General features: G+C 71.2%; 24 protein-coding genes. 13 read left to right on the plus strand and 11 right to left on the minus strand.

What is annotated here, in order from left to right:
* The first annotated feature begins 244 nt into the window (after window positions 1–244).
* The gene (locus HNP44_RS02050) at window positions 245–706 is read left to right on the plus strand and encodes an SRPBCC family protein (RefSeq protein WP_259144229.1); all 462 of its coding nucleotides are present in this window, start codon (window positions 245–247) and stop codon (window positions 704–706) included.
* Between the two features lie 69 nt (window positions 707–775).
* Here HNP44_RS02050 and HNP44_RS02055 read toward each other — a convergent pair whose 3' ends face one another.
* Window positions 776–1957 carry a DUF7373 family lipoprotein gene (locus HNP44_RS02055; protein ID WP_259144230.1) on the minus strand — a complete coding sequence of 394 codons (1182 nt, stop codon included), beginning with the start codon at window positions 1955–1957 and terminating at the stop codon, window positions 776–778.
* Between the two features lie 8 nt (window positions 1958–1965).
* A complete protein-coding gene (locus tag HNP44_RS02060; protein ID WP_259144231.1) occupies window positions 1966–3129 on the minus strand; it encodes a DUF7373 family lipoprotein in 1164 nt (387 codons plus the stop codon).
* 77 nt (window positions 3130–3206) lie between these two features.
* Here HNP44_RS02060 and HNP44_RS02065 point away from each other — a divergent pair, with 77 nt between their 5' ends.
* From HNP44_RS02065 to HNP44_RS02090, 6 genes are all read left to right on the plus strand, one after another.
* The gene (locus tag HNP44_RS02065; protein ID WP_259144232.1) at window positions 3207–4580 is read left to right on the plus strand and encodes a M20/M25/M40 family metallo-hydrolase; all 1374 of its coding nucleotides are present in this window, start codon (window positions 3207–3209) and stop codon (window positions 4578–4580) included.
* On the plus strand, window positions 4580–5785 hold the full coding sequence (gene moeA, locus HNP44_RS02070; RefSeq protein WP_259144233.1) for a molybdopterin molybdotransferase MoeA: 1206 nt from the start codon (window positions 4580–4582) through the stop codon (window positions 5783–5785). The genes HNP44_RS02065 and moeA overlap by 1 nt, the downstream gene beginning before the upstream one ends.
* Window positions 5786–5798: 13 nt before the next feature.
* Window positions 5799–6104, plus strand: coding sequence for a GlsB/YeaQ/YmgE family stress response membrane protein (locus HNP44_RS02075; protein WP_374758717.1), 306 nt, complete (start codon window positions 5799–5801; stop codon window positions 6102–6104).
* A 59-nt stretch (window positions 6105–6163) separates the two neighbouring features.
* Window positions 6164–6886, plus strand: a complete 723-nt coding sequence (locus HNP44_RS02080; protein WP_259144234.1) for a phosphatidylserine decarboxylase — start codon at window positions 6164–6166, stop codon at window positions 6884–6886.
* Window positions 6887–6924: 38 nt separating this feature from the next.
* On the plus strand, window positions 6925–7779 hold the full coding sequence (locus HNP44_RS02085) for a CDP-alcohol phosphatidyltransferase family protein (RefSeq protein WP_259144281.1): 855 nt from the start codon (window positions 6925–6927) through the stop codon (window positions 7777–7779).
* Window positions 7780–7842: 63 nt separating this feature from the next.
* Complete coding sequence (locus HNP44_RS02090; protein WP_259144235.1) at window positions 7843–10062, plus strand: AAA family ATPase; 2220 nt, start codon at window positions 7843–7845, stop codon at window positions 10060–10062.
* A 2-nt stretch (window positions 10063–10064) separates the two neighbouring features.
* On the opposite strand, the gene HNP44_RS02095 is transcribed toward HNP44_RS02090, so the two are convergent.
* Window positions 10065–10514 carry a hypothetical protein gene (locus HNP44_RS02095; RefSeq protein WP_259144236.1) on the minus strand — a complete coding sequence of 150 codons (450 nt, stop codon included), beginning with the start codon at window positions 10512–10514 and terminating at the stop codon, window positions 10065–10067.
* 71 nt (window positions 10515–10585) lie between these two features.
* Here HNP44_RS02095 and HNP44_RS02100 point away from each other — a divergent pair, with 71 nt between their 5' ends.
* The 6 genes from HNP44_RS02100 to mnhG are packed head-to-tail and all read left to right on the plus strand — an operon-like array spanning window position 10586 to window position 17119.
* The gene (locus HNP44_RS02100) at window positions 10586–13483 is read left to right on the plus strand and encodes a Na+/H+ antiporter subunit A (RefSeq protein WP_259144237.1); all 2898 of its coding nucleotides are present in this window, start codon (window positions 10586–10588) and stop codon (window positions 13481–13483) included.
* Window positions 13480–14070, plus strand: a complete 591-nt coding sequence (locus HNP44_RS02105) for a Na(+)/H(+) antiporter subunit C (protein ID WP_259144238.1) — start codon at window positions 13480–13482, stop codon at window positions 14068–14070. The genes HNP44_RS02100 and HNP44_RS02105 overlap by 4 nt, the downstream gene beginning before the upstream one ends.
* Window positions 14067–15779: a Na+/H+ antiporter subunit D gene (locus HNP44_RS02110; RefSeq protein ID WP_259144239.1), complete on the plus strand. Its 1713-nt coding sequence runs from the start codon at window positions 14067–14069 to the stop codon at window positions 15777–15779. Before HNP44_RS02105 ends, HNP44_RS02110 begins: the two co-directional genes overlap by 4 nt.
* Window positions 15772–16470, plus strand: coding sequence for a Na+/H+ antiporter subunit E (locus HNP44_RS02115; protein ID WP_259144240.1), 699 nt, complete (start codon window positions 15772–15774; stop codon window positions 16468–16470). Before HNP44_RS02110 ends, HNP44_RS02115 begins: the two co-directional genes overlap by 8 nt.
* Window positions 16467–16790 (plus strand): monovalent cation/H+ antiporter complex subunit F, encoded by a 324-nt coding sequence (locus tag HNP44_RS02120; protein WP_259144241.1) that lies wholly within the window; start codon window positions 16467–16469, stop codon window positions 16788–16790. Before HNP44_RS02115 ends, HNP44_RS02120 begins: the two co-directional genes overlap by 4 nt.
* Complete coding sequence (gene mnhG / locus HNP44_RS02125) at window positions 16787–17119, plus strand: monovalent cation/H(+) antiporter subunit G (RefSeq protein ID WP_259144242.1); 333 nt, start codon at window positions 16787–16789, stop codon at window positions 17117–17119. Before HNP44_RS02120 ends, mnhG begins: the two co-directional genes overlap by 4 nt.
* A 19-nt stretch (window positions 17120–17138) precedes the next feature.
* Here mnhG and HNP44_RS02130 read toward each other — a convergent pair whose 3' ends face one another.
* From HNP44_RS02130 to HNP44_RS02165, 8 genes are all read right to left on the minus strand, one after another.
* Entirely contained in the window at window positions 17139–18143 is a 1005-nt protein-coding gene (locus HNP44_RS02130) for a pyridoxal-phosphate dependent enzyme (RefSeq protein ID WP_259144243.1), read from the minus strand.
* Window positions 18140–19060, minus strand: a complete 921-nt coding sequence (locus HNP44_RS02135; RefSeq protein ID WP_259144244.1) for a GHMP family kinase ATP-binding protein — start codon at window positions 19058–19060, stop codon at window positions 18140–18142. The genes HNP44_RS02130 and HNP44_RS02135 overlap by 4 nt, the downstream gene beginning before the upstream one ends.
* On the minus strand, window positions 19057–20262 hold the full coding sequence (locus HNP44_RS02140; protein WP_259144245.1) for an MFS transporter: 1206 nt from the start codon (window positions 20260–20262) through the stop codon (window positions 19057–19059). The genes HNP44_RS02135 and HNP44_RS02140 overlap by 4 nt, the downstream gene beginning before the upstream one ends.
* Window positions 20259–21053: a Rossmann-like domain-containing protein gene (locus HNP44_RS02145; RefSeq protein WP_259144247.1), complete on the minus strand. Its 795-nt coding sequence runs from the start codon at window positions 21051–21053 to the stop codon at window positions 20259–20261. Before HNP44_RS02145 ends, HNP44_RS02140 begins: the two co-directional genes overlap by 4 nt.
* Window positions 21050–22051 (minus strand): ABC transporter substrate-binding protein, encoded by a 1002-nt coding sequence (locus tag HNP44_RS02150; protein WP_259144249.1) that lies wholly within the window; start codon window positions 22049–22051, stop codon window positions 21050–21052. The genes HNP44_RS02145 and HNP44_RS02150 overlap by 4 nt, the downstream gene beginning before the upstream one ends.
* Before the next feature lie 27 nt (window positions 22052–22078).
* Window positions 22079–22828: an ABC transporter ATP-binding protein gene (locus HNP44_RS02155; protein ID WP_259144251.1), complete on the minus strand. Its 750-nt coding sequence runs from the start codon at window positions 22826–22828 to the stop codon at window positions 22079–22081.
* The gene (locus HNP44_RS02160) at window positions 22825–23892 is read right to left on the minus strand and encodes a FecCD family ABC transporter permease (protein ID WP_259172163.1); all 1068 of its coding nucleotides are present in this window, start codon (window positions 23890–23892) and stop codon (window positions 22825–22827) included. Before HNP44_RS02160 ends, HNP44_RS02155 begins: the two co-directional genes overlap by 4 nt.
* Before the next feature lie 72 nt (window positions 23893–23964).
* Window positions 23965–25101 carry a glutamate--cysteine ligase gene (locus HNP44_RS02165; protein WP_259141713.1) on the minus strand — a complete coding sequence of 379 codons (1137 nt, stop codon included), beginning with the start codon at window positions 25099–25101 and terminating at the stop codon, window positions 23965–23967.

Genomic DNA, 25101 nt, shown 5'->3' on the forward strand with positions numbered 1-25101 from the left:
ATTCCTCCAGATAGGGGCCGGTTCGGCCCTACTTTGGACACGTCTTCTAGGTCGATTCGATGCCCGCGACGGACGACCCGGCGTGTCACCTGCGCGGGTTGCGCGCAGGGCCCGGTCTCACCTCTTCGACCTAGCACTCACGTAATCCGAGTGCTAAGTCGTTTCTAGCACTCGGCAGGGTCGAGTGCAAGGTCGTTCGCCGTGGGCTGGACGGACCCTTCCTACTCCTGGGTAGGATCCGGTCATGGCAACCCCCGTTCTGGAGTCGAGCGTCGTGATCGACGCGCCCGTGGAGAAGGTCTGGTCGGTCGTGTCCGACCTCGAGGCGATGGGCCGTCGCAGCCCGCAGTGCAAGAAGGTGTTCGTCTTCGGCGGCCCGCTCAAGGTGGGCACCCGCATGCTGAACATCAACCGGCAGGGCTGGAAGGTCTGGCCCACCAACACCCAGGTCACCGAGTTCACGCCGAACGAGCGCGTTGCGTTCCGCGTGGCCGAGAACCACACCACCTGGAGCTTCACCCTGGTGCCCGACGGCGACACGACGACCGTCGTCGAGCGCCGCGAGGCCAAGGACGGCAAGACCACCGCACTGAGCAGCGGCCTCATCGCTGCGCTGCTCGGCGGCAACGAGGACTTCGAGCGCGGCCTCCTGGTCGGCATGAAGCAGACCCTCTCGCACATCAAGACCGAGTCCGAGGCGAAGTAGCCTCTCGAGATCGAGGAAGGGGCGCACCCGCCCGGGTGCGCCCCTTCGCCGTCTCCTGCGGATCGGACGCTACGTGCTGTTCTTCAGAATCAGGTACGCGGCGCCGATCCCCTGGATCGCCTGCTGCCGCTGCGACGAGTTGAACACCGCCACGTACCGCCCCACAGCGACCGAGCACCAGGTGAGTTTCGTGGTCGCCCCCGCGTAGCTGGGGAAGGTCAGGCAAATCCCGCCGGGCACACCCTTGATCTTCTCCTCGTCGACGTTCGTGAAGGTCGTGCTGTTCTCATCGGTGAACTCGTCCACCACATGCTGCGCGCCCGTCGCGTCCTTGGCCCGGTAGACGGTGCTGCCGCCGTTGCCCACCACGTCGACGCCGGCATCGGCGAAGGTCTTCGCGGACCGCGAGACGTCGGACTGCCGCAGCACGGCGGACCGCGCAGGGAGCGCGTAGCCGCCTGTGCCCTTCTCCGGCGCGAGGGTGAGCTTCGCGACGCCCTCGCCGTCGCGGTGGAGCGTGCTCACCTTGTCGAGCGGCGTCGGCTGGAAGCCGTCGAGGGCCTTCGTCTGCCGGTCGAAGTACGCACGGATCTGGTCCACGGAGAAGTCACCGTAGGCGCCGATGACGAACTGCTTGTAGGCCACGAACGCCACCGTCGACGTGCCGGAGTACTCGAAGGTCTGCGTGTACGCGACGGCCGCGTCGTAGCCGGGGATCCTGACCTCCACCTTGGCCGGGTCCGCCTTGCCCGACGAGTCCCTCGTGGCCGCGCGGAGGGCCGGGCCGACGACCGAGCCCGCGTCGGCGGGGCTCGCCATCCGCACCAGAGCGACGGTCTCGCCCCGCTGCTTCCGGTTGGCGTCGTACTTCGTGCCCTGCGCCGTGTCTCCCATCCCCACCGAGACCCAGACCTCGGGCTTGGCCCCCACGGCATCCGCGGCGGCCTGGCCGAAGACGTTCTTCACACCCCGCTGAATCGTCTCGCGAGAGCCGGTGGTCACGTCGCCGCGGAAGTGCATCGCCGGGTCGATCTCGTAGAGGTACGGCACGATCTCAGCCATCCGGTAGCCCTCGAGCGCCTCCCCGTCGCCCTGGGTCGTCGGGCCGATGGTCCGGGACGTGGTCGCGAACGATCCCGTCTCCGGCGTGGGAACACCGGACGGATCCGCGACGGGGGTACCTGCCACCGTCGACGAGCACCCCGCCAAGAGCAGGGACGCCGCCGCGAGTGCCACCAGAGACTTCTTCATGTCGATCCTCACTTCGCCTGCCGCAGAATCAGATACGAGGCGCCGAGAGCCTGCTTCGCCCTTGTCTCCTGCATGTCACTGACCTCCGCGAGGTAGCGCCCCACCGGCACGACGCAGTACGTCCGCTTGTCCTTCGAGCCCGTGTACTGCGGGTAGCTCAGGCAACGGCCGCCGGGAACACCTCGCACCGTGAAGGACGTACTCGTGGGATAGAAGCGGGTGTTCTCGGCGACGAAGGCATCCGCGAGCTTCGATGCACCCGCGGCGTCGCGCGCCCGGTAGACGACGTTTCCGGCGTTCGCGATCCGGTCGACGCCCGTGGCCTCGAAATCTCCCACAGCACCCGTCGTATCTGCAGCGAACGCAGCGAAGCCCCGCGGCGAGTAGGTCGTCTCGAACACGGTCGGAGACTGCTCGACCAGTGTGAGTCGCAGCAGGTCCTCGTCCTTGCGCGGAAGCGTGGAGAACTTGTCGACGGGCGTCGGCACGAAACCGACGAGCGACTTGACCTGCAGGTCGAAGTACTTCTTGATCAGGTCGACGGAGCTGTTGGTCCATGCGACGATCACGTACCGACCGCTCGCGAGGACCCCGACCCGTGAGCTCGAATCACCGATCGTCTTCGAGTAGCCCGTCGCCTCCGAGTACCCCGGAATCGTCTCCGGCTTCTTCGGTGTCGGCGCGTCGGAGGCGAATCCCTTATCGGGAGAGAGGATCACGGGGTTCGCCGCCGCCGCGCGCGCCGCGGACTCGTCCTTGAACCGGAACACGCCCGTGATCAGGCTTCTCGACGACGTCGCATCGGAACCGGGCGCCTTGTCGTCTGCCGAGATGTAGGCACCGACCTCCATGTCGGTGACTGCGACCCCCACGCCGTCTCCGAACGTCGACTTCACGGTCGTCCCGATCCGCCCCACCGACGGACGCCCGCCGTACCGCAGCGCAGGGTCGACCTCCGACGCCAACGGGATGATCTCGACCATCCGGAACGCCTCCGCCGCGATCTGCATCTTCTCGGTCATCGAGCCGAGTTGCCGTGGCGCTGTGGCGTACGAGCCCGTGTCCGGCTTCGGCACCCCCGACGGGTCGGCGACGGGCGTGCCCGGCACCGTCGTCGAACAGCCCGCGAGAAGCACCGCGGCCCCCAGTGCGCACAGCGGCTTACGCAGCATGGATTCCTCCTCCAAGAGTTCACACAAGTGAACCACGACCGGCCTGCCGCGCACTTAAGCCGCGCTAAGGTGAGCCGATGACCGCGCGCAGCCTGCAGGACACCGTCGAGAATCTGATGGACAGGGCCAGGTCGGACCTGGCGGAGCTGGTCGCGCACCCGTCCGTGCACGACTCCCCCGAGTTCGGCGCCGAGCCCACCGCGGCGTCGGCGGCGTGGGTCGCGAAGGCCTTCGCGGAGGCCGGGATCGCGGGCATCGAACAGGTCACCACGTCCGACGGGTCGATCGCGATCGTCGGGCACACACCCGCGCCCGAGGGCACCCCAACGGTGCTGCTCTACAGCCACCACGACGTGCAGCCGCCCGGGCCGCGCGAAGCGTGGGAGTCCGACCCGTTCACGCTCACCACCCGCCCCGGCCCGGACGGCGCCGACCGCTGGTACGGCCGCGGATCCGCCGACTGCAAGGGCAACCTCGTCGCGCACCTGACCGCGCTGCGGGCGGTCCGCGGCGAGGACGGGGCCTTCCCCGTCGGCGTACGGATCATCATCGAGGGCTCCGAGGAGGGCGGTGGTGCCGGCCTCGAGGACCTCGTCGCCGAGCGGCCCGAGCTGGCGCAGGCCGACCTCATCGTCATCGGCGACACCGGCAACGTCGCCGTCGGCCGCCCGACGCTGACCACCTCGCTCCGCGGCGTCGCGAGCGTGCGGGTCGAGCTCAGCACCGGTGCCTCCGACCTGCACTCCGGCGCCTTCGGCGGCGCCGCACCCGACGCCCTCGCCGCCCTCATCGCGCTGCTCGCGACCCTGCGGGACGGCTTCGGCAACACCACGATCGACGGGCTCGACAGCTCCGCGCGCTGGGCCGGCGAGCCCTACGAGCCGGCGCAGTTCGCCGCCGACGCCGCGATCTACGACGACGCCGCGATCCTCGGCTCCGGCGCGATCGCCGACCAGCTGTGGGCGCGGCCCGCAGTCACCGTCATCGGTCTCGACGCCCCCGCGACGGCCACCGCCGCCGCGGCGATCCAGCCCCGCGCGGCTGCCCTGCTCAACCTGCGGGTGCCGCCGGGCACCAACCCGCACCACGCCGGCGAACTGCTCGTCGCGCACCTGACCAATCACGCCCCGTGGGGCGCGCACGTCGACGCGACGATCGAGGCAGTCGGCGAGCCCTTCGCCGCCGAGACCACTGGCCCCGCGTACCGGGTGCTGCAGCAGGCCCTCGTCGAGGCCTACGACGGTGCCGAGGTCGCCTTCAGCGGCCAGGGCGGCTCGATCCCGCTGTGCACGCAGCTACGCAAGGCCGCCCCGACGGCCGAGATCGCGCTGCTCGGCGTCGAGGAGCCGCAGTGCCGTATCCACGCGCCCAACGAGTCCGTCGACCCGTCCGAGCTGCGGCGCACCGCACTCGCCGAGGCACTGCTGCTCACCCGGCTGGGCTCCGCCTGATGCTGCCCGTCGACGAGCACCGCGCCGCAGTCGCCGCGCTGGTCCCCGCACCGCGGACCGTCGACCTGCCGGTGGCGGACGCGCTGGGCCTCGTCCTCGCCCGCGACGTGCTCGCGCCGCTCTCGCTGCCGCCGTTCACCAACTCCGCGATGGACGGCTACGCGGTGCGCGCCGCGGACGCCGCCGCGGGCGCGGTCCTGCCCGTCGCCTTCGACGTGCCCGCCGGCCGCACCGACGTGCCCGCGCTCCCACCCGGGGCCGCGTGCCGCATCATGACCGGCGCCCCCGTGCCCGACGGTGCCGACGCCATCGTCCCCGTCGAGCGGACGGACGGCGGCGTCGAGCGAGTCCGGATCGACGAGACGCCCGAGGCCGGGCGGTTCTTCCGCGCCGCCGGCAGCGACATCGAGGCCGGCGAGACCGCATTGCGCGGCGGCGAGACCGTCGGCCCCGCCGTCGTCGGGTTCGCGGCGGCCCTGGGCCTGACGACGGTGCCCGTACTCGCCCCGCCGCACGTGGCGGTACTGTCCACCGGCTCCGAGTTGGTGGAACCGGGCACGCCGCTGCGGCCCGGGCAGATCTACGAGTCGAACGCACCGATGCTGGCGAGCGCGATCCGCGAGGCCGGTGCCACCGCGGAGGTGCTGAGGTTCGTCGCCGACCACCCGGAGGACCTGCTCGGCCGCCTCGCCGAGCGGCTCGCCGCGGGCGACGTGGACCTCGTGGTGACCAGCGGCGGCGTCAGCGCCGGGGCCTTCGAGGTGGTCAAGGACGCCCTCGCATCGCGGGGCGTGGACTTCGTCAAGGTCGCGATGCAGCCCGGCATGCCGCAGGGCTGCGGCACCGTCGACCTGGGCGGCGCGCGGGTCCCGTTCGTGACCTTCCCCGGCAACCCGGTGAGCGCGCTCGTCTCCTTCGAGGTCTTCCTGCGGCCGGCGCTACGCGCCGTCCTGGGCCTGCCCGACCGCCCCCGGCGGGCCGCGCGGCTCGCCGAGCCCGTCGACTCGATCCGTGGCAAACGCCAGTACCTGCGCGGACTCGTCACGAGGAACGACGACGGTACCGATTCGGTCTCGGTTCTCGGCGGGCCGGGTTCGCACTACCTACGATGGCTGTCACAGGCGGATTGCCTGCTGGACGTCCCCGCCGAGGTCGAGCATCTGGCCGCGGGGACCCCGGTGGACGCGATTCTCCTGACCCACTAACGAGGAGATTCGCATGGTCGCGCAGAACGCAGACACCGTCATGCTCGCATCGGCCAACTTCAGCCCCGGCTGGTTCGCCTGGATCATCATCGGCGGCATCGCCGGCTGGATCGCCAGCAAGATCATGAAGTCCGACGGCCAGATGGGCATCATCAAGAACGTCCTGGCGGGCATCGTCGGCGGCTGGCTCGGCGGCTATGTGCTGCGCCTGGCCGGGGTCGACACCGGGACCTTCGGCTGGATCCTCACCTTCCTGACCGCCCTGGTCGGAGCGTGCGTGGTCATCGGGGCAGTGAAGCTGGTCACCGGACGCAAATGATCACACCGTCGGGTGAGAAGATGTCACCCGATATGACAGCGAACAGTAAGGACGATTAGGTGGCGCGCCGACCTCGCACGCCGGTCGACGGCCATCTGACCGAGCACACCTCCGGCATCGAGCACATCACCGAGCTCATCCGGCATACCGTCCCACCGCTGCACCCCGCGGGGACCCCGTTCATCGCGGGTTCCCTCGGGGTCGCTGCGGTGGGCTACCGCAAGAGCTGGATCCGGGTTCCCGCCCTGCTCACCGCCGCCGCGTGCGCCGGCTTCTTCCGGCACCCCGCCCGGGTGACGCCTACCGCCGAGGGCGTCGCGGTGGCCCCCGCGGACGGCGAGGTGACCCTCGTCGACGAGCACGTCCCGCCGCGCGAGTTGGGCCTCGGCGACGCGCCGCTGCCCCGGGTCTCGATCTTCCTGTCGGTCTTCGACGCGCACGTGCAGCGCGCGCCGCTGGCCGGTGTCGTCGACTCCGTGGTGCACACCGACGGCAAGTTCCTGCCCGCCGACCTTCCCGAGGCCAGCGACCGGAACGAGCGCACCTCGGTGCGCCTCGCTACCGAGCACGGTCCCGTGGGCGTCGTGCAGATCGCCGGCCTCGTGGCGCGACGCATCCGCACCGACTGCGCACCCGGCGACACCCTGGAGCTGGGCGAGACTTACGGGATCATCCGGTTCGGCTCCCGCGTCGACACCTACTTCCCCGCCGGCACCGAGCTGACCGTCTACAGCGGCCAGCGCGCGGTGGCGGCCGAGACCGTGATCGCGCGCCTGCCGTGACCGAGACGTCCACCGCGCCGCACCGCCCCGTCGGGGTCATGATCCTGCCGTCGATGCTGACGGTGGCCGCGCTGTGCGCGGGCCTGACGGGCGTGCGGTTCTCGGCGGACGGCAAGGTCGACCTGGCGATCATGCTGGTCGTCATCGCCGCGATCCTCGACGGCCTCGACGGCCGCGTCGCGCGGCTCCTCGGCGCCTCCACCCGGATCGGCGCCGAGCTGGACTCCCTCGCGGACGCCATCAACTTCGGCGTCACGCCCGCGCTGATCCTGTACTTCGTGTGCTTCCCCGGATCGCCCGCCGGATGGATCGTCGCGCTGCTCTACGTCGTCGCGATGGTGCTGCGGTTGGCCCGGTTCAACACCCTCGCCGCCGACCCGACCGCGCCCGCGTACACGAAGGACTTCTTCGTCGGCGTGCCAGCGCCCGCCGGCGCTCTGCTGGTCCTGGCCCCGCTGGCCGCCCGGCAGGAGTGGGGCGAAGGCTGGTGGGTCAGCACCCCGCTCGTCGCAGCATGGACGCTGTTCGTCGCCGCGCTCACCGTCTCCCGCATCCCCACCTCCAGCTTCAAGACGATGACCGTGCAGCCCGCGAAGGCCGCCGGCGTCCTGGTGGCCGTCGCGGGCCTTGCGGCGCTGATGCTCACCTATCCGTACATCGCGCTGCTCCTGGTGATCGCGCTGTACCTGCTGCACATCCCCTTCGCATGGCGGTCCAAGCGCTGGGTCACCGCCCGGCCCGAGGCCTGGGACAACAAGCCCGCCGAGCGCCGGCAGATGCGGCGCGAGCAGCGCCGGGCGGTACGTCCGAACCGTCGCGCCGCCACCGTCGGCCGCGGTCCGCGACGGTCCACCGCCCGCCTGGGCCTGCGCCGCCCGACCCGCGAGGACTGAGCCCGCGGCCGCTGCCTTCGCTGATCCCGCCGCCGTGCGGCGACGCGAACTAGGGTGGATCGCGTGTCGAACCTCTCGCTCACCGTCCGCCTGCAGACCTCGGCCCTCGAGGCGCGACGGGGCATCGTCCGGATCCATCCCGAGGCCCTCGCAGCGCTCGGTCTGCGCGAGTGGGACGGGATCGAGCTGCTCGGCGCGCGTCGCACCGCCGCGGTCGTCGCTGCCGCACCGGCGGGCAGCGCGCCCGGCGTTGCGCTGCTGGACGAGCTGACCATCACCAACTGCGGCCTCCGCGAGGACGCGACCGTCGTGGTCACGCCCGCCACCGTCTACGGCGCGAAGCGGGTGCTGCTCCGCGGCAGCGGCCTCACCCGTACCGCACTCGACGGCGCGGCCCTGCGGCAGGCACTGCTGGGCAAGGTGATGATGCCCGGCGACAGCGTCTCGCTACTTCCCCGCGACCTGGGGCCTGGCACGTCGACCGCGGAGGCGGTGCAGCAGCTGTCGCGGCTCGTCGGTATCACCTGGACGAACGAGCTGCTCACCGTGGTCTCCGTCGACCCGTCGCCGGGGCCGGTGTCGATCCAGCCGAACTCCGCGGTGCTGTGGGCCGACGACGACGGCGCCGCCGTCCCCGCCTCGGCTGCGAGACCCGTCTCTGCCCCGGACGTCGTGACGTTCACCGAAGAGGTGCCCGACGTCGAGACACCGCCCGTCCGCCTGTCCGCGGACCTGGTCGGCGCGGACGGTGCAGTCCGCCGCCTCACCGAGTGGCTCTCCCTGGCGCTCGACGAGCCGGAGCTGCTGGAGAAGCTGGGTGCGCCCGCGCGGCTCGGCGTACTTATCACCGGACCCACGGGCGGCGGCAAGGCCACCGTGGCCCGGTCTGTCGTGGCGCCACGGCCGCTCGTCGAGCTCGACGGCGCACTAACCGGCGCCCTGGAGCCGCAGGCGCGGCTGGAGCGAGTGCGCTCCGCGGTCGCGCGCGTCCGCGAAGCGGTCGCCGGCTCGGGTGCGGCGTTGCTGGTCCGCGATGTGGAAGCGCTGCTGCCCGCGACCCGCGAGCCCGTCTCGACGATGATTCTCGACGAGCTGCGCCGCGCCGTCGCGACGCCGCGGGTCGCGCTGCTCGCGACGACATCGGCACCGGGCGAACTGGACTCGCGGCTCCGCGAACCCGACCTCGCCGAGCGGACGGTCGCCGTCGACCTGCCGGACGCGAAACAGCGGGAGCAGCTGCTGGACCTACTGCTGCGGGACGCGCCGACCCTGGACCTGGACCTGCACGAGGTCGCGCTGCGGGCACCGGGCTTCGTCGCCGCCGATCTCGCAGCGCTGTGCCGGGAGGGCGCGCTCCGCGCCGCGGCGCGGGTGGTGGGCACCGACGAGCGGATCGCCATCACCCAGCCCGACCTGATCGGGGCGCTCGGAGTGATCCGGCCGGTTTCGCGATCGGCCACCGAGGAGGTGTCGGTCGGATCGATCACGCTCGACGACGTGGGCGACATGGTCGAGACGAAACAGGCCCTCACCGAGACGGTGCTGTGGCCGTTGCGCCACCCGGACACCTTCGCGCGGCTGGGCGTGGAGCCGCCGCGCGGGGTGCTGCTCTACGGCCCGCCCGGCTGCGGCAAGACCTTCGTGGTCCGCGCGCTCGCCGCGTCGGGCCAACTGTCGGTGCACGCGGTCAAGGGCGCCGAGCTGATGAACAAATGGGTCGGCGAGTCGGAGAAGGCCGTCCGGGACCTCTTCGCCCGGGCGCGGGGCAGCGCGCCGTCGCTGATCTTCCTCGACGAGGTAGACGCCCTCGCGCCGCGGCGCGGACAGTCGTCGGATTCGGGGGTGGGCGACAAGGTGGTCGCCGCGCTGCTCACCGAGCTCGACGGCGCCGAGCCCCTACGCGACGTGGTGGTCCTGGGCGCGACGAACCGCCCCGACCTCGTCGATCCCGCGCTGCTGCGTCCGGGCCGGTTGGAGCGGCTGATCTTCGTGCCGCCGCCGGACGCCGACGCCCGCGTGGAGATCCTCAAGACCAGCTCGCGGTCCATCCCGCTGGCCGGCGACGTGGATCTCCCGGCGCTGGCTGAGCAATTGGAGGGCTACTCCGCCGCCGACTGCAGCGCCCTGCTGCGCGAGGCCGCACTCACCGCGATGCGGCGCGACATGGATGCGGCCACCGTGACCGCGGCGGACGTGGAGGCCGCGCGGCTGGCGGTCCGGCCGTCGCTGGACCCCGTCCAGGTCGCGGACCTGCAGGCGTACGCGGACCGTCGGGCGACGTAGAGCTAGACCTTGCTGACCGAGTAGAAGACGGCGTTGGGGACGGCGCCGGCCTGCACGGAGCTGACAGTGACGACGTAGCCCTTGCCGGAGAACTGCGCGGACCGGGTGGCGTTGTCGGGTGTGCCGGCACCGGCGCCGAGCGCGAGGTAGCCGGCGTCGGTGAGCTTGCGCGTCGCGGCGTCGTAGCCGCCGTCGCCGGCCTGCACCGTCACGTTGTACACCGTGACGCCGCCCTGCTGCCGCTCCCCGGCGTCGATGAGATTGCCGTCGACGATCGGCACCTCGGCCTTGGGGAAGGACGCGGGCAGGGTGACGGTGGCAGCGGGGGTGTCCTTCGTCTCGTCCCCACAGCCGGCGGCCCCGAGGAGCAGCGCCGCCGCGGTCAGGGCGCCGAAGACGCCGCGCGCGAGCCGCGCCTTCGAAGTGGTCGGACGATCCGTCGACTGGTCCATGCAGCTCCCGACATGCCTACCGGTAGAATTCGAAAGGAACGACACCCCGCTCACAAAAGGACGGAGTGCCCTTGCTTGTCATCCTTGTCTGTTTGTCACTGGCGACCTTAGCCCCACCCATCGTGGTCGGTCGCTTCGGCGCGCGCGGATTCCTGGCGCTCGCCCTGGCCCCCGCCGCGGCCCTGGTCTGGATCATCACCGTCTGGCCCGTCTCCGGCGAGCCCGACCGCACGGAGTCCCTGCAGTGGGTCCCGGCGCTGAACATGAACGTCGACCTGAGGCTCACGCCGCTCGCCGCAGTCATGTCCGTCCTCGTGCTCGGTATCGGCGCGGTCATCCTCGTCTACTGCGCGGGCTACTTCACGGGCGTCACCAACACCCGCAAGCTGCCCACCTTCGCCGCCGAACTGGTCGCCTTCATGGCCGTCATGTTCGGCCTCGTGGTCAGCGACAACATGCTGGTCATGTACGTCTTCTGGGAGCTCACCTCGGTGCTGAGCTTCCTCCTCGTCGGCTACTACGCCGAGCGCGCCACCAGCCGTCGCGCCGCCACCCAGGCGCTGCTCGTCACGACGCTCGGCGGGCTGGCGATGCTGGTCGGCATCATCGAGCTCGGCGAGCACTACGGCACCTACCTGTTCTCCGAGGTGATCGCACGCGCCGTCGGCGACCCGTCGACGATCTCCCTCGGCGTCGAGGTGGGCGTCGTGCTCATCCTGGTCGGCGCGATCAGCAAGTCGGCGATCGTGCCCTTCCACTTCTGGCTGCCCGGCGCCATGGCGGCGCCGACGCCCGTCTCCGGCTACCTGCACGCCGCCGCGATGGTGAAGGCCGGCGTCTTCCTCGTCGCACTGCTCGCGCCCGCGTTCGCGCACCTCACGTCGTGGCGGGTGATCGTGCTCGGCCTCGGCATCCTCACGATGATCCTGGCCGGCTGGCGCGCTCTGCGGGAGTTCGACCTCAAGCTGATCCTGGCCTTCGGCACGGTGAGCCAGCTCGGCATGCTCATGGTGCTCGTCGGCACCGGCGAGCGGAACGTCGCGCTCGCAGGCATGACGATGCTCACCGCGCACGCCCTGTTCAAGGCCACACTGTTCATGGTCGTCGGCATCATCGACCACGCCACCGGCACGCGCGACATTCGGCGCCTTGCCCGGCTCGGCGACCGGCAGAAGGTGCTCGCGGTGATCGCCGCGCTGGCCGCCGCGTCGATGGCGGGCATCCCGCCGTTGTACGGCTTCGTCGGCAAGGAGGCCGCGCTCGAGACGATGCTGCACGCCTCGCTGCCGTCGCCGCTCCCGCTCACCCTGCTGGTGGGCATGTGCGCCGGCTCGGCGCTGACGGTGGCCTACAGCATCCGCTTCCTCTGGGGCGCGTTCGGCCGCAAAGGACAGGCCAGGCCGACGAGTGCCGTCGAGAACATGCACGCGATCAGCCCCCTCTTCCTGGCCGGCCCCGCGCTGCTCGCCGTGCTCAGCCTGATCGACGGGATCTTCTCGCCCTGGCTCGACCACGTGCTCGCCGAGTACCCCGACCAGTCCTTCCCGCCCGCGGACGACCCCTACCACCTCGCCCTGTGGCACGGCTTCACGCTGCCGCTGCTCCTGACAGCGCTCATCATCGCGACGGGCATCGTCATCGTGCAGCCGCACAGCCCGTTCTCACGGCTGCGCCAGCGCAACAGCGTCCTCCTCGGCAACGCGGACCGGCTCTACGACGCCACGCTCCGCGGCGCCGACGTGCTGTCGCTGCGCATGACACAGAGCACGCAGCGCGGTTCGCTGCCGCTCACCCAGGGCACGATCCTGCTCACGCTGGTGCTGCTGCCGATCCTGGTCCTGGCCTTCGGCACCCGCGCGCGAGCCGACATGCGGATCGAGGCCTCGCCGCTGTTCCTCGCGATCTCGCTGCTCATGTGCGCCGCCGCGCTCACCGCGGTCCTCCTGCGGAACCGCCTGGCGACGGTGCTCGTCGTCGGCGTCACCGGCTACGGCACGGGCGTGATCTTCGCGATCTACGGCGCGCCCGACCTGGCGCTCACCCAGTTCCTGGTCGAGACGCTGACCCTCGTGATCTTCGTGCTGGTGCTGCGCAAGCTGCCCGCCGAGGCGCCGATCACCGGCAGCCGTCCCTCGCGGGTGGCACGCGCACTGCTCGGCGTCGCCGTGGCGGCGACGGTGGTCGTGGTGGCGATCGCGGCGCGCGCCGCGCGGGTCGCCGCCCCCGTCGCGGACCGGTTACCGGAGCAGGCGTACAAGTTCGGCTACGGCCACAACACGGTCAACGTGATCCTGGTCGACATCCGCGCCTGGGACACCTTCGGCGAGATCTCGGTGTTGCTGGTGGCGGCCACGGGCGTCGCCTCGCTGGTCTTCCGCAACCGCCGCTTCGGCTCGGCGCCGCGGGTCAGCGCGGAGGCCGCGGCGGCGGCCGCCGCCGCGCCCGGCACCACATGGCTGCGGGGCAGCGCGCTCCGCGATCCGCGGCACCGCTCGCTGGTCCTGGAGATCACCTCCCGCATGGCCTTCCCCACGATCATGGTGGTCTCGGTCTACTTCTTCTTCGCCGGCCACAACGCGCCGGGCGGCGGCTTCGCCGGCGGCCTCACCGCCGGCCTCGCCCTGGTGCTGCGCTACCTCGCGGGCGGCCGGTACGAGATCGGCGAGGCCCTCCCGCTCGACGCGGGCCGGATCCTCGGCACGGGCCTGTTGCTTGCGGCGGGCGGCACCATCGTCTCGCTGCTCGCGGGAGCGCCGGCCATGTCGTCCGTCGCCTTCGAGTTCACGCTGCCCGTCTTCGGCGCCGTCAAGGTGGTGACTGCGCTGATCTTCGACGCCGGCGTGTACCTCATCGTCGTGGGCCTGGTGCTCGACGTCCTACGCAGTCTGGGAGCACGACTCGACCTGGAGGGATCCCCCGCAGACATGACCTCGCCCCTGCCCGTCCAGACGGGGGGTGGCGCGCGATGATCGTCGATATCGGTCTGTTCGCCGCGATCGCCGTTATGGTCGCCACCGGCGTGTACCTGCTCCTGGACCGCAGCCTCACCCGCATGCTGATGGGCATCATCCTGTTCGGCAACGCGGTGAATCTGCTGATCCTTGCGCTGTCCTCCCCGCCCGGGAACCCGCCCATCGTCGGGTACTTCTCGGAGGGTCGTCTGACGGAGGCCGATCCGCTGGCGCAAGCCATGATCCTCACCGCCATCGTCATCACGATGGGCATGGCGGCGTTCATCCTCGCGCTGGCGTACCGCTCCTTCACCATCAACACCGACGACGAGGTCGATGACGACCCCGAGGACACCAGGGTCCTCGAGCGCGATGTCGACGTCGCGGCCGACGATCCCGACTACGACGCCTCGGACGATCCGATCACCGGCGCACCGTCGGCCCTGGGTGACGCCTATGGTCCCGACGGTGAGCTGCTCTCCGCGGAGGAGCTCAAGCGGGCCCGCGTCGACGTCGTCGACACCGGGGCTCTGCCGCTGCCCAGCGTGCCGCGCGAGCGGCAACTCCCGCCGGGCGAGAAGAGCGAGCGGGAGGACGAGCGATGACCGAATCGATGATGCTCGCCCTCATCCCCCTACCCACTGTGCTGCCGATCGTCGCGGCCGCGATCACCATGGTGATGGGCCGGCACCCGCGACTGCAGCGCCTGATCTCGCTGGTCTCCCTCGTGGCGATCGTCGCGGTCGCGGCGCTGATGCTCTACTACACCGACCGGCACGGCACCGTCGCGCTGCACGTCGGCGGCTGGGGCGACCGCGATGGCAAGGGCGGGCCGCTCGGCATCACCCTCGTCGCCGACCAGCTCGCGGCACTCATGGTGCTCGTCTCCGCGATCGTGCTGCTGGGGGTGCTCGTCTACTCGGTAGGCCAGGGTATCCGCGACGGCGATGAGCACCAACCGGTCTCGATCTTCTACCCCACCTACCTCATCCTCGCGGCGGGCGTCTGCAACGCCTTCCTGGCAGGCGACCTGTTCAACCTGTTCGTCTCCTTCGAGATGCTGCTCGCCGCATCGTTCGTGCTCCTGACGGTCGGCGGCAGCGCCGACCGGATCCGGGCGGGCGTCTCGTACGTGATGGTCTCGATGGTCTCGTCGGTGATCTTCCTCCTCGGCATCGGCTACGCCTACTTCGCTACGGGCACGCTGAATCTCGCGGACATGGCGATCAAGCTGCAGGACCTGCCGTCGGGCACCACGACCACGCTGTTCGCGGTGCTGCTCGTGGCCTTCGGCATCAAGGCGGCGGTGTTCCCGCTGTCGACGTGGCTGCCGGACTCCTATCCGACGGCGCCCGCACCGGTCACCGCGGTCTTCGCGGGCCTGCTGACCAAGGTCGGCGTGTACGCGATCATCCGCGCACACACGCTGCTGTTTCCGGGCGGCTCGCTCGACAACGTGCTGATGATCGCCGGCCTGCTCACCATGATCGTGGGCATCCTCGGCGCGATCGCCCAGACCGACATCAAACGCCTGCTCTCGTTCACGCTGGTCAGCCACATCGGCTACATGATCTTCGGCATCGGCCTCTCCACCCCGCTGGGCCTGAGCTCGACGATCTACTACGTGGTGCACCACATCCTCGTGCAGACGACGCTGTTCCTCGTGGTGGGCCTCATCGAGCGGCAGGCGGGCGCGGCCTCGCTGCGCCGCCTCGGCGGGCTCGCCGCGGCGAGCCCGGTGCTCGCGATCCTGTTCTTCCTGCCGGCGCTCAATCTCGGTGGCATCCCGCCGTTCTCCGGCTTCGTCGGCAAGGTGGGCCTCGTCGAGGCCGGCGTGCGGCAGGGCTCGGTGCTGGCATGGGTTCTGGTCGCGGGCAGCGTGATCACCAGCCTGCTCACCCTGTACGCCGTGATCAGGGTGTGGACGAAGGCCTTCTGGCGCCCACGCTCCGACGCCCCCGAGGGGGAGCTGGCCGTCGCACACCCGGAGGCTCTGCTGGACGATGCCGACGTCATCGAGTTCGCCGACCGCGAGGACCCGGGCCGCATGCCGATGAGCATGGTCGCACCCGCCGCGGGCCTGCTCGGTGTCGGGCTGATCCTTGCGATCTTCGCGGGCCCGATGTTCGACGTGACCGACCGCGCCGCGGACCAGCTCATCGGACGGGCGGACTACGTCGAGGCCGTGCTCGGCCCGGAAGCCCTGCAGAAGCTCGCGATGCCCGACGGTACGCCCGCCTCCGCCGGATCGTACGAACCGCTGATCGTCGAACCCGCTCAACCGAAGACCCCGCAGGGAGGCGCACATGGCTAGGCGACTCGTGACGCGGATCCTGCCGGACTTGCGCGACGGCCGCGCAGTCGGAGTCAAGGTGGCGCAGCTGATCTGGCTCGACGCGGTATGGGTGATGCTGTGGGGCAGCGTGACCTGGGGCAACATCGCCGGCGGCCTGCTGGTTGGCCTCGCGATCCTGCTGCTGCTCCCCCTGCCGCCGGTGCCGGTCGAGGGACGCGTGCACCTGGGCTCGCTGCTCAAACTGCTCGGCGTCTTCCTTGCGGAGATGTTCCGCTCGTCGATCGAGGTGGCCTGGCTGGCGATCCGCCCCGGCGGGATGCCGCTGAGCGCGGTGCTCCGCGCCAAGGTCTCGATCAAGTCCGATCTGGTGCTCACGCTGCTGGTCGATGTGATGAACCTGATCCCGGGCACGATGGTGCTCGAGATCGACACCAAGCGGCGCTTGCTGTACGTGCACGTGGTCGACGTGAGCAGCGAGAAGGCGGTGCGGCAGTTCTACCGCAGCACCGCGCGTCTCGAGCGGCTGTTCACCAACGCCTTCGAGCGCGACAACGAGTGGCACGCCAGCCCGATGCACGGCATCGACGACGACGATTTCCACCATGTCGCGCCGGGGCCCCGGGGATTGACTGGCGACGCACGCCGGATGGCGGCGCCCGAGATCGCCTACCGCAAGGCCCAGAACACCGAGGGAGGGGAGAGGCAGTGACAGTCGTCTTCGTCACCACCGGCGTCGTCCTCATGGCCGCCGCCTTCCTGACTGCCTACCGGCTGCTGCGCGGCCCGAACACTCTGGACCGCGTCGTCGCCGTGGACGCGCTCATCGCGATCGCCGTCGGCGGGCTCGCGGTGTGGGCGGCGTACAGCCGCAACTCGTCGGTCATCCCTGGGATCGTCGCGCTCTCGCTCATCGGGTTCGTCGGCTCGGTCTCGGTGGTCCGGTTCCGCGTGCCCGACGATGCCGGGACGGCCCCGTCGCCGCCCGACGAGACGCCGGACATCGCGCCGCGGAACGGGGGCCTGCGATGATCATCGACATCGTCTCCTCGATCTTGTTCCTCACCGGTGCCGTCTTCGCGGTGACCGCCGCGATCGGCATCATCCGCTTCCCGGACACGCTGACCCGCATGCACGCGGCGACGAAGCCGCAGACTCTGGGCATGCTCCTGTTGCTGGCCGGCGCGATCGTGCGGATGACCGACTCCGTCGACGTGTGGATGCTGGTGCTGGCCGGGCTGTTCACGATGATCACCGCGCCCGCGGTCGCGCACCGAGTCGGCCGGGTGGCGTACCAGGAGCAGCGGCTGCGCGACAGCACCATCGACCCGGACCAGATGGAGACCGGCAGCCGCGACTGACAGCCGCCGGTCCCCCGGGTCACGCCCCGCCGCGCCCCGCCCAGCGCATCCGCGACCACGGCAGCGCGATCTCCGCCGGATCGTCGACGAGCAGCGGGCGCACCGGTTCCGCCGCGCCTGCATGGTCGGCCAGCGCGCGCAGGTAGCGGTGCCCGGTGTCGGGAAGCACCTGCACGGTGGCATCGACCGAAGTGCCTTGCTCCCGTTCGTAACCGGCCGCCACGTGCCCCGCACCGGAAGACAGGCCCGCGAAGAGCGCGGATTCGCGGAGCAGCCGGTGGGTACCGGCACGGGCCACCTCGAACGAGACCCAGTGGATCACGTCGTAGAGCCCGTGTCGCACGTTGTCGAACGGGATCGACGAGCCGATGCCGGCGATGAGCATGGCGGGGTCCTCCACGCGCTCGGCGCCGAAGGTGACGCTGCCGAAGGGCTGCACACCGACCAACTCCACCGCCAGCCCCGCCTCCTCGAAGCCGAGCCGCAGTGCGCCGCTGGAGACACCCGAGCCGACGGGTGCGACGAGCCGCACCGACTCGGCCCCCGCGGCCGCCAGCTCCGCCGCCACACCGCGGGCGATGTCGCGGTAGCCGAGGTAGTGCACCGGGTCGTGGTACTGCCGCATCCAATGCAGCGACGGGTCCTGCGCGAGCAGCTCGGTGATGCGTCGGACGCGGCGGTCCTGGTCGAGTTTGAGTGACGCCGACGGCGGCATTTGCTCGAGATCCACCCCCAGGGCGAGGAGTTGGACCCGCAGCCCCTCGTCGATCGTCGTCGATCCGACGATGCGGCAGCGGACGCCCGCCTCGTGGCAGGCCAGTGCCAGAGCGTAGGCGTAGATACCCGACGAAGAGTCGATAACGGTGCCGCCGGGCCGGACCCGCCCCGCGTCGAGGGCGGCGCGAAGGGCGGCCCGGGCCGAGGCGACCTTCATCGATTCGAACCGCAGCAGGTACCGGTCGTCCGCGGCGCGGAGCAGGGCGGGGCGGCTCAGCGCCTCCGCGATGTGTCCGTCGATCCTCATGCGACGCCGCCGATCACGATCGGGACGTCGGCGACGCGGAAGCCGACCGCCCGGACGCGGGTACACGCCCGCCGCAGGCGGTCTCGGGGGTGCTCCCGGTCGAAGAGCAGGCCCGCGACGTTCCCGGAGTGTGCCACCTGCACGCCGAGCGCTCCCCCGCGCTCGGCCGCCGCGATGAGACGGTCGAGTCCGGGCTTGTGGTGGCGACTCTGGTTGAGCAGCGCGCTACGGGTCGCTACCGCGGCGACGCCCGCCGCGTCGCCGGCGGAGACCGCGCGGCGTAACTGAGCACGCAACTCCTCGTACTCGGCCACGTCCCCGGCGCCCGCCGGGGGCAGCGCCAGCGTGTCGACGGGACCGCCGAGCACACAGCGCACCAGCAGCATCGCCGGCAGGGTTTCGCCTAGCTCCTCGATGACGTGGCCGTGCCGGTGCGCGAACAAGATCGGGCGGTCGGCCCACAGGGGGTCGGAGGCACCCTCGGCGGCGACGGCGAGGCGGGCGACGATGTCGGCGTCGAGTTCGACGCCGGCGCAGTCCGCGACGGCGCGGACCGCGGCGAGCACGTCGGCGGTCGAGGATCCGAGCCCCAGGCCGACGGCCGTCGTCCGGGCGATACGTAGCTCGCCTCCTGTACAGCCGAGCGCGTCGCACTCCCGCAGGTGGGCCAGCGTGGCCTCGGCAGCCCTTCGCGCCTTCCCCAGGTCGCGCGCGCCGCCGCTGGCCCGTGCCCGCACGGCGCCCGAGGCGTCCGGGGCGAAGACCGCCACGGACCCGACGGTGCCGATCGGCACGGTTACCAGGCCTGGGCACTCACCCTGAACCAGACAGCGGAACCGGCCCTGGAGGAGTTCGCCGTGGTGGCCGATGCTCCGGCCCACCCCGCGACCGCGAGAGGCGTTGCGCGGTGTGCTCATCCGACGCGCTCCTCTGCGCGGGCCCCGTGCAGCGCGCGCCGGGCGAAGAACGCCGAGAGCGCGGTCGCGCCGCCGAGGACGACGCCGACGCCGGTCCAGCCGCCGAGCGCGAGCGCCGCGCCGGCGAGGGAGGCGCCCGCGAAGACTCCGACGCTCTGCGCCGCCCCGTTGAGCGAGAGGACGGTGCCGCGCACCGGTCCCGCCCCGCGGACCAGCGTTGTGGTCACCGCGGCGGCGATGACAGCGTGCGAGGCGGAGACGAGAGCCACCATCGGCCAGGCGACGGCGACGTGCGGCGCGGTGTAGAGCGCCACCATGGCGACGGAGGCGACGAGGATCGCCGCGAGCACCGTACCGAGCAGACGATCGGCACCGCGGTCCTGCATCACCTTGCCGCCCAGGAAGTTCCCGAGGAAAAAGGCGAGGCCGGAGGTGGCCCACACCAGGGAGAACCAGCCCGTCCCGATGCCGAAACGCTGGCCGAAGGCAGCAGCGATGTAGGCGAGGGAGCCCATGAAGGCGAGAGTGCGTAGGAGCGAGACCGCCAGGGTGTCGAGGGCACCGGGGATCGACCGCACGGTGCGGAAGGCCTGGAGGTAGCTCACGGAGGTGTTCCCGCCGCGCGGATCGCGGCGGAGGGCGACCAGCGCCGCGACCACGAGCAGCACCACCGCGGTCGCGGCCATGTCGGCGCGCCAGCCCCACAGCACGGCGGGCAGGGCGAGGACCGGCGCCGCGAGGACCGCCGTCAGCGTCATGGTCGACGAGACGAGGGTCGCGGCCCGCGCGGACGCGGCCGGGGTATCGAACCGGTCGGCGGCCATGGCCGACACCGCGGGGTTGAGGACGGCGGTGCCCGCGCCGATCAGCAGACAGAAGGCGATCCACGCGACGGTGCTGCCCTGCAGCGCGAGTCCGCACCCCAGCGCAAGCACGAGCAGAGCCAGCGCGGCCACCGACGAGCGCGAGAGCTTGTCCAGCAAGGGGGCGGCCGCGACGCCGACCAGCAGTGCGGCGACCCCGCCGAGACCTCGCAGGCCGCCGATGAGGTCGACGCCCGCGTGTGCGTCGGCGGCGATGGCGATGAGGAAGTTCGCCATCACGGTGAACGGGACGAGGCCCAGCGCGGCGGCGGCGAGCATCGGCCAGATCGTGCGGATCAGCACGCTGTCCGGCAGCGGACGGTCCCCGGGCGCGTTCACGCCCGCCCCCGGTAGAGGTACATCGGCGAGGCGTCGGCGGAGAACTGCGAGAAGGGGAAGTGCTCGGCGGAGAGCGCGCTCACGCCCGCATCGAGGAAGGCGCGGGCGACGGCCGATCCGCTCTGCGCGTACACGGCAAGCGGTACGTCGCGCTCCCGACAGATAGCAAGGATCTCGTCGAAACTACCGTTGCCCAGGGTCATCCCGGTCGCGAGCACCGCGTCGGCCTCGGCCAGCACCGCGCGGTGGTCGTCCGCGACGGGGTCGCCCCAGTGGGTGCGCTGCAGGTTCCGGTCCGCGAGCAGGGGCTCGCCGCCGCGCTCGCGGATCGCGGCCACAAGGGGGTTCACCACGCCGATCAGCGCCACTCGAGCGCCCGGGGCGACAGAGAGGAGTTCCGCCACCGCGGCGTCGCGGGCGATCGCACGGATGTCGGGGGTGCCGGTGGGCAGTGTCCGGAGCTCGGCACGGGGATCCTCACGGTGCGGCGCCGCGGCACCGAGTGCGGCGTCGGCCGCGGCGATCCGCAGCGGCTGTGCGGCGTGCTCGAGCAGGGCAGCGAGTGGCTCGCCGGACAGGTCCGCGATGTCGGGATCGAGCTCCCCCTCCTCGAACGCACACGCGCCGAAGGAATCCCCGACGCGGACCAGAACGTATCGGTTGCGATAACGCTGGTCGCTCCCGGCAAGGCGGGTGCCGTGCGCGACGAAGAAGACGCTGCGGGCCACCTGATCCTGCGCGACCTCTCGAGCGAGGTCGAGAACGTCGGCGACGGTTCCGGGTGCACTCATCGGGCCACCCCGCTCTGCTCCAGGTAGTCGGCGAGGGCCGCCGCGGCATCGAGGTTGCGCGGGCCGGCCACCAGCTCGGCGTAGTCCACCACGCGGATCCGGTTCTCGCGCACCGCGGGCGAGTCCTTGATCGGCGACGACTGTCGTAAGTAGTCGATCTTCTGCTGCGCGGGCTGCTTGTCGTAGTCGACGATGACGATCACCTCGGGCTGCGCCTGCACCACCGACTCCCACCCGACGGAGGTCCATCGCCCGTCCACGTCGTGGGTCACGGAGCGGCCGCCTGCGAGGGAGACCACCTGGTCCGCCGCGGCGCGGCGCCCGGCGGTGTAGGGCTCCGCTGTCCCTGAGTCGTAGACGAACACCGACGGCTTCACCGTCTTGCGGTCGGCACGCTCCTGCAGCGCGCGCTCGCGGGCCCGCAGGTCGTCGACGAGCTTCGTGGCGCGGTCCGGGACGCGGAAGATCGCGCCGAGGTTGGTGAGGTCGGTGTAGGTGTCCGCCAACGGATTCACCTCCCTAGCGGCGGGCTTGTCGCCGTAGTTGTAGCAGGTCTCCTCCTGCATGTAGCTCTCGATCCTCAACTTGCCCAGCGACTCCGGTGTGACGCCGCGGGCGGGGCTGAACCCCGCCTGCCAGCCCGCGAACACCCAGTCCGCCTTGGCGGCAACGAGCGGCTCCTGGGTGAGCACGCCGTCGCTGAGGATCGGAACCTTGGCGTACTCGTCGCGGTACGGCGATTTCGCGATCACGCCGTGCACCGTCTTCGGCAGGACGATGCCCTTGATGCGGTCGGTGAGGCCGAGCGCGAACATCTTCTCGATCGCCGAGACGTCGTACGGAACCGCGGCGGTGGGCGACCGGTACTGCTGGTGCACACCGCAGTTGGTGACATCGACGAGGTCGGTCGTGGTTTCGGCGGGGCGGGCGCCGCAGGCGGTGCCGGCGAGTAGGGTGCCTGCCGCGATAGCCGCGGCGAGCAGGGGACGGGGGTGCATCGGTCGATCCTTTCGATCGGTCGGTTTCTACAGTTCGAAGCGGATGCGCGGCGGGCCTGTGCCGGCCGCAGCGATCACGGGCCGCACGCCGTAGACCTCGTCGATCCTGTCGGCCGTGAGCACCTCGCCCGGGGTTCCGGTGGCGACCACCCGGCCGCGGTCGAGGAGCACCAGGCGGTCGCAGCTCTGGGCGGCGAGGTCGATGTCGTGGATGGCGGTGACAGTCGTCTTGGTCGTGGCACGGAGCAACCGCAGCAAGTCCAGCTGGTGCCGCACGTCGAGATGGTTGAGCGGCTCGTCGAGCAGGAGAACCGGCGTGTCCTGCGCGAGGGCACGAGCGATGAGGACGCGTTGCCGCTCGCCCCCGGAGAGTCCCAGCACGCTGCGGCGCCGGAGCGCGGTCGCGTCCACCGCGACGAGCGCTGCCTCACAGGCGCCGATCGCCGCTGCGCTGCCGGCGTCGCCGTGGGCGAAACGCCCCAGCATCACCGTCTCCTCTGCCGTGAAACCCAGATGCCCGGTCTCGCTCTGAGTGACAGCGGAGACCAGGCGCGCACCGTCGCGGCGGCGCATCGCGGCGAGGTCCCGCCCACCCACACGCACTGTCCCCGAGGCGGGAGCGATCGCCCGGTAGAGGCAGCGCAGCAGCGTCGACTTGCCACTGCCGTTCGGCCCGATCAGCCCGACGTGCGCGCCCGCGGCGATGTCGAGCGAGATATCGTGGAGCACGCGGGTTCCACCGATTTCCACGGTGATCCGATCCAGTTCGATCCTCACGCGGCGCCGCCCAGCAGTCCCCCGCGGCGCCGCAGCAGGACGATGAAGACGGGCACGCCGACCAGGGCGGTCACGATGCCCAGCGGCAGCTCGCGCGGCGCCACCACCAGGCGGCTCAGCAGGTCCACCCACACCAGCAGCAGCGCTCCGACGAGCGGGGCGAGCAGGAGCACCGCACGGTGCGCCGGACCGACGATCATGCGGACTGCATGCGGGACGACGAGCCCGACGAAGCCGACGGTGCCCGCGATGGCGACCAAGACCGAGGTCATGACCACAATGACCAGGAACAGCATGCGGCGCGCGCGGTGCGGGTCGAGGCCGAGCGCCGCGGCGGCCTCGTCGCCCTGCGCCAGGACGTCGAGGACGCCCGCGAGGCGCCCGGTGATAGCGGCGCACACCGCCACCGTCACGGCGACCAGGGGGAGAACGGACCACTGCGCTCCCCCGAGACCACCTAGCAGCCAGAACATCACGGACCGCGCGGCGTCGCCGACGGGGTCGAAGAAGACGATCGCCCCAGCAAGGCCCTGAAAGGCGAAGGCGAGCACAACGCCGGTGAGCACCAGCCGGACCGGGCTGAGGGTGCCGTCGGCCGTCCGACTGAGCAGGTATACCAGCAGCGAGGCGAGCACCGCGGTCGCGAACGCCGCCCCCGCCGTGCCGGCGATGCCGAGGCCCGCCACGACACCGGTGGTGACCACGAAGCTCGCGCCCACGGATGCACCGCTGGAGATTCCGAGGATGAAGGGGTCGGCGAGTGGATTCCGGACGAGGGCCTGGCAGGCGACCCCCGCGATGGCGAGACCGGCGCCGACGAGGGCCGCGAGCAGCACCCGCGGCACGCGCAGGTCCCAGAGGATCGAGTAGGTCGACTGGTCCTCGCGGGCGAGGGTGCCGCCGGTCAGGGCCGCCCAGAGCAGGCGTCGGACGTCGCCGAGCGGCACCGTCGCCGCGCCCTGCGACACCGCGACGCCCATCGACACGGCGAGGACCACCGCGAGGACTCCGGCGAGGAGGAGCGGGGAGGCTCCGGCGCGGCGACCGAGCGAGGTGGTGAGCACACGACAAAGCTAACGAGAATCATTTTCGTTAACAAAGACGCATGCGTCTATGCGTGGACCGCCGGGGAGCGGCTACGGCAGGACGAGCTCGCTCGTCACCGACCGCACGACGTCGCGATAGGTGTCGACGTTGCAGACGCCGCCGGCGACCGCACGCTGGCGCTGATAGGAGGCGCCGCGGCGTGCGATGTCGGCGACAGCCGCCAGCTCGCGGGTGCAGCCGAGACGCGTGGCGATGGGCGCGAGCTGCTCGAGCAGGTCGTCGAGGTCCTCCGTCACCAGGCGCTCGTTATTGTCCGCGTCCTGGATGATGATGGCGTCCAGCCCGTACCGGGCGGCGCGCCACTTGTTCTCCTGCACGTGCCAGGGCGGCAGCGTCGGCAGGGTCTCGCCGGCATCCAGCCGGGAGTCCAGCCACACGACGAGGCAGTGGATGAGCGCGACGATCGCCTCGAGCTCCGCGAACGACGACATGCCGTCACAGATCCGCACCTCGATGGTGCCGAGGTGGCACGCGGGGCGGATGTCCCAGCGGATCTCGTTGAGATGGTCGATGATCCCGGTGGTCTTCTGGTCGTGCACGAAGCGCTCGAACTCGCTCCACTGCTCGAACTGGAAGGGCAGGCCCGCGGTGGGCAGCTGCTGGAACATCATGGCGCGGGTGCTGGCGTAGCCGGTGTCGTGCCCGCCCCACATCGGCGAGCTGGCCGACAGCGCCAGCAGGTGCGGGTAGTGGTTGAGCAGCGCCGAGATGATCGGCAGCACCTTGTCGCGGTGGTTCACCCCGACGTGCACGTGCACGCCCCAGATGAGCATCTGACGCCCCCACCACTGGGTACGGGCGATCAGCTCGTCGTACCGCGGATTCTCCGTGAGCTGCTGTGCGTTCCACTGCGCGAACGGATGGGTACCCGCCCCGAACAGGTCGACGCCCATCCCGTCCGACGTCTCCCGCACCGCCGCGATGATGCGGGCCAGGTCCGCCATCGCCTCCGCGGTGTTCTCGCAGACGCCCGTCACCACCTCGACGGTGTTGCGCAGCATCTCCGAATGCACTTGCGACGCGATGTCCGGATGGGCGGCGCGGATGCCGTCGAACAGCTCTCCTGCCCTACTGACCAGGTCCGCGGTCTCCCGGTCGACGAGGGCGAATTCCCACTCGACGCCGATCGTCGGCCGCGGCGACGCCTCGAAGGCGACGGGGTCGAT

This window comes from Tsukamurella ocularis, assembly GCF_024807615.1.
GTDB lineage: Bacteria > Actinomycetota > Actinomycetes > Mycobacteriales > Mycobacteriaceae > Tsukamurella > Tsukamurella ocularis.

What these genes read in the sequence shown, in the direction of transcription:
- moeA (WP_259144233.1), top strand. Translation starts at nt 4,580, where the DNA reads ATGCTGCCCGTCGACGAGCACCGCGCCGCAGTCGCCGCGCTGGTCCCC.
- HNP44_RS02145 (WP_259144247.1), bottom strand. Translation starts at nt 21,053, where the DNA reads ATGAGTGCACCCGGAACCGTCGCCGACGTTCTCGACCTCGCTCGAGAG.
- HNP44_RS02075 (WP_374758717.1), top strand. Translation starts at nt 5,799, where the DNA reads ATGGTCGCGCAGAACGCAGACACCGTCATGCTCGCATCGGCCAACTTC.
- HNP44_RS02050 (WP_259144229.1), top strand. Translation starts at nt 245, where the DNA reads ATGGCAACCCCCGTTCTGGAGTCGAGCGTCGTGATCGACGCGCCCGTG.
- HNP44_RS02150 (WP_259144249.1), bottom strand. Translation starts at nt 22,051, where the DNA reads ATGCACCCCCGTCCCCTGCTCGCCGCGGCTATCGCGGCAGGCACCCTA.
- HNP44_RS02110 (WP_259144239.1), top strand. Translation starts at nt 14,067, where the DNA reads ATGACCGAATCGATGATGCTCGCCCTCATCCCCCTACCCACTGTGCTG.
- HNP44_RS02060 (WP_259144231.1), bottom strand. Translation starts at nt 3,129, where the DNA reads ATGCTGCGTAAGCCGCTGTGCGCACTGGGGGCCGCGGTGCTTCTCGCG.
- HNP44_RS02135 (WP_259144244.1), bottom strand. Translation starts at nt 19,060, where the DNA reads ATGAGCACACCGCGCAACGCCTCTCGCGGTCGCGGGGTGGGCCGGAGC.
- HNP44_RS02085 (WP_259144281.1), top strand. Translation starts at nt 6,925, where the DNA reads ATGATCCTGCCGTCGATGCTGACGGTGGCCGCGCTGTGCGCGGGCCTG.
- HNP44_RS02115 (WP_259144240.1), top strand. Translation starts at nt 15,772, where the DNA reads ATGGCTAGGCGACTCGTGACGCGGATCCTGCCGGACTTGCGCGACGGC.
- HNP44_RS02095 (WP_259144236.1), bottom strand. Translation starts at nt 10,514, where the DNA reads ATGGACCAGTCGACGGATCGTCCGACCACTTCGAAGGCGCGGCTCGCG.
- HNP44_RS02105 (WP_259144238.1), top strand. Translation starts at nt 13,480, where the DNA reads ATGATCGTCGATATCGGTCTGTTCGCCGCGATCGCCGTTATGGTCGCC.
- HNP44_RS02065 (WP_259144232.1), top strand. Translation starts at nt 3,207, where the DNA reads ATGACCGCGCGCAGCCTGCAGGACACCGTCGAGAATCTGATGGACAGG.
- HNP44_RS02055 (WP_259144230.1), bottom strand. Translation starts at nt 1,957, where the DNA reads ATGAAGAAGTCTCTGGTGGCACTCGCGGCGGCGTCCCTGCTCTTGGCG.
- HNP44_RS02130 (WP_259144243.1), bottom strand. Translation starts at nt 18,143, where the DNA reads ATGAGGATCGACGGACACATCGCGGAGGCGCTGAGCCGCCCCGCCCTG.
- mnhG (WP_259144242.1), top strand. Translation starts at nt 16,787, where the DNA reads ATGATCATCGACATCGTCTCCTCGATCTTGTTCCTCACCGGTGCCGTC.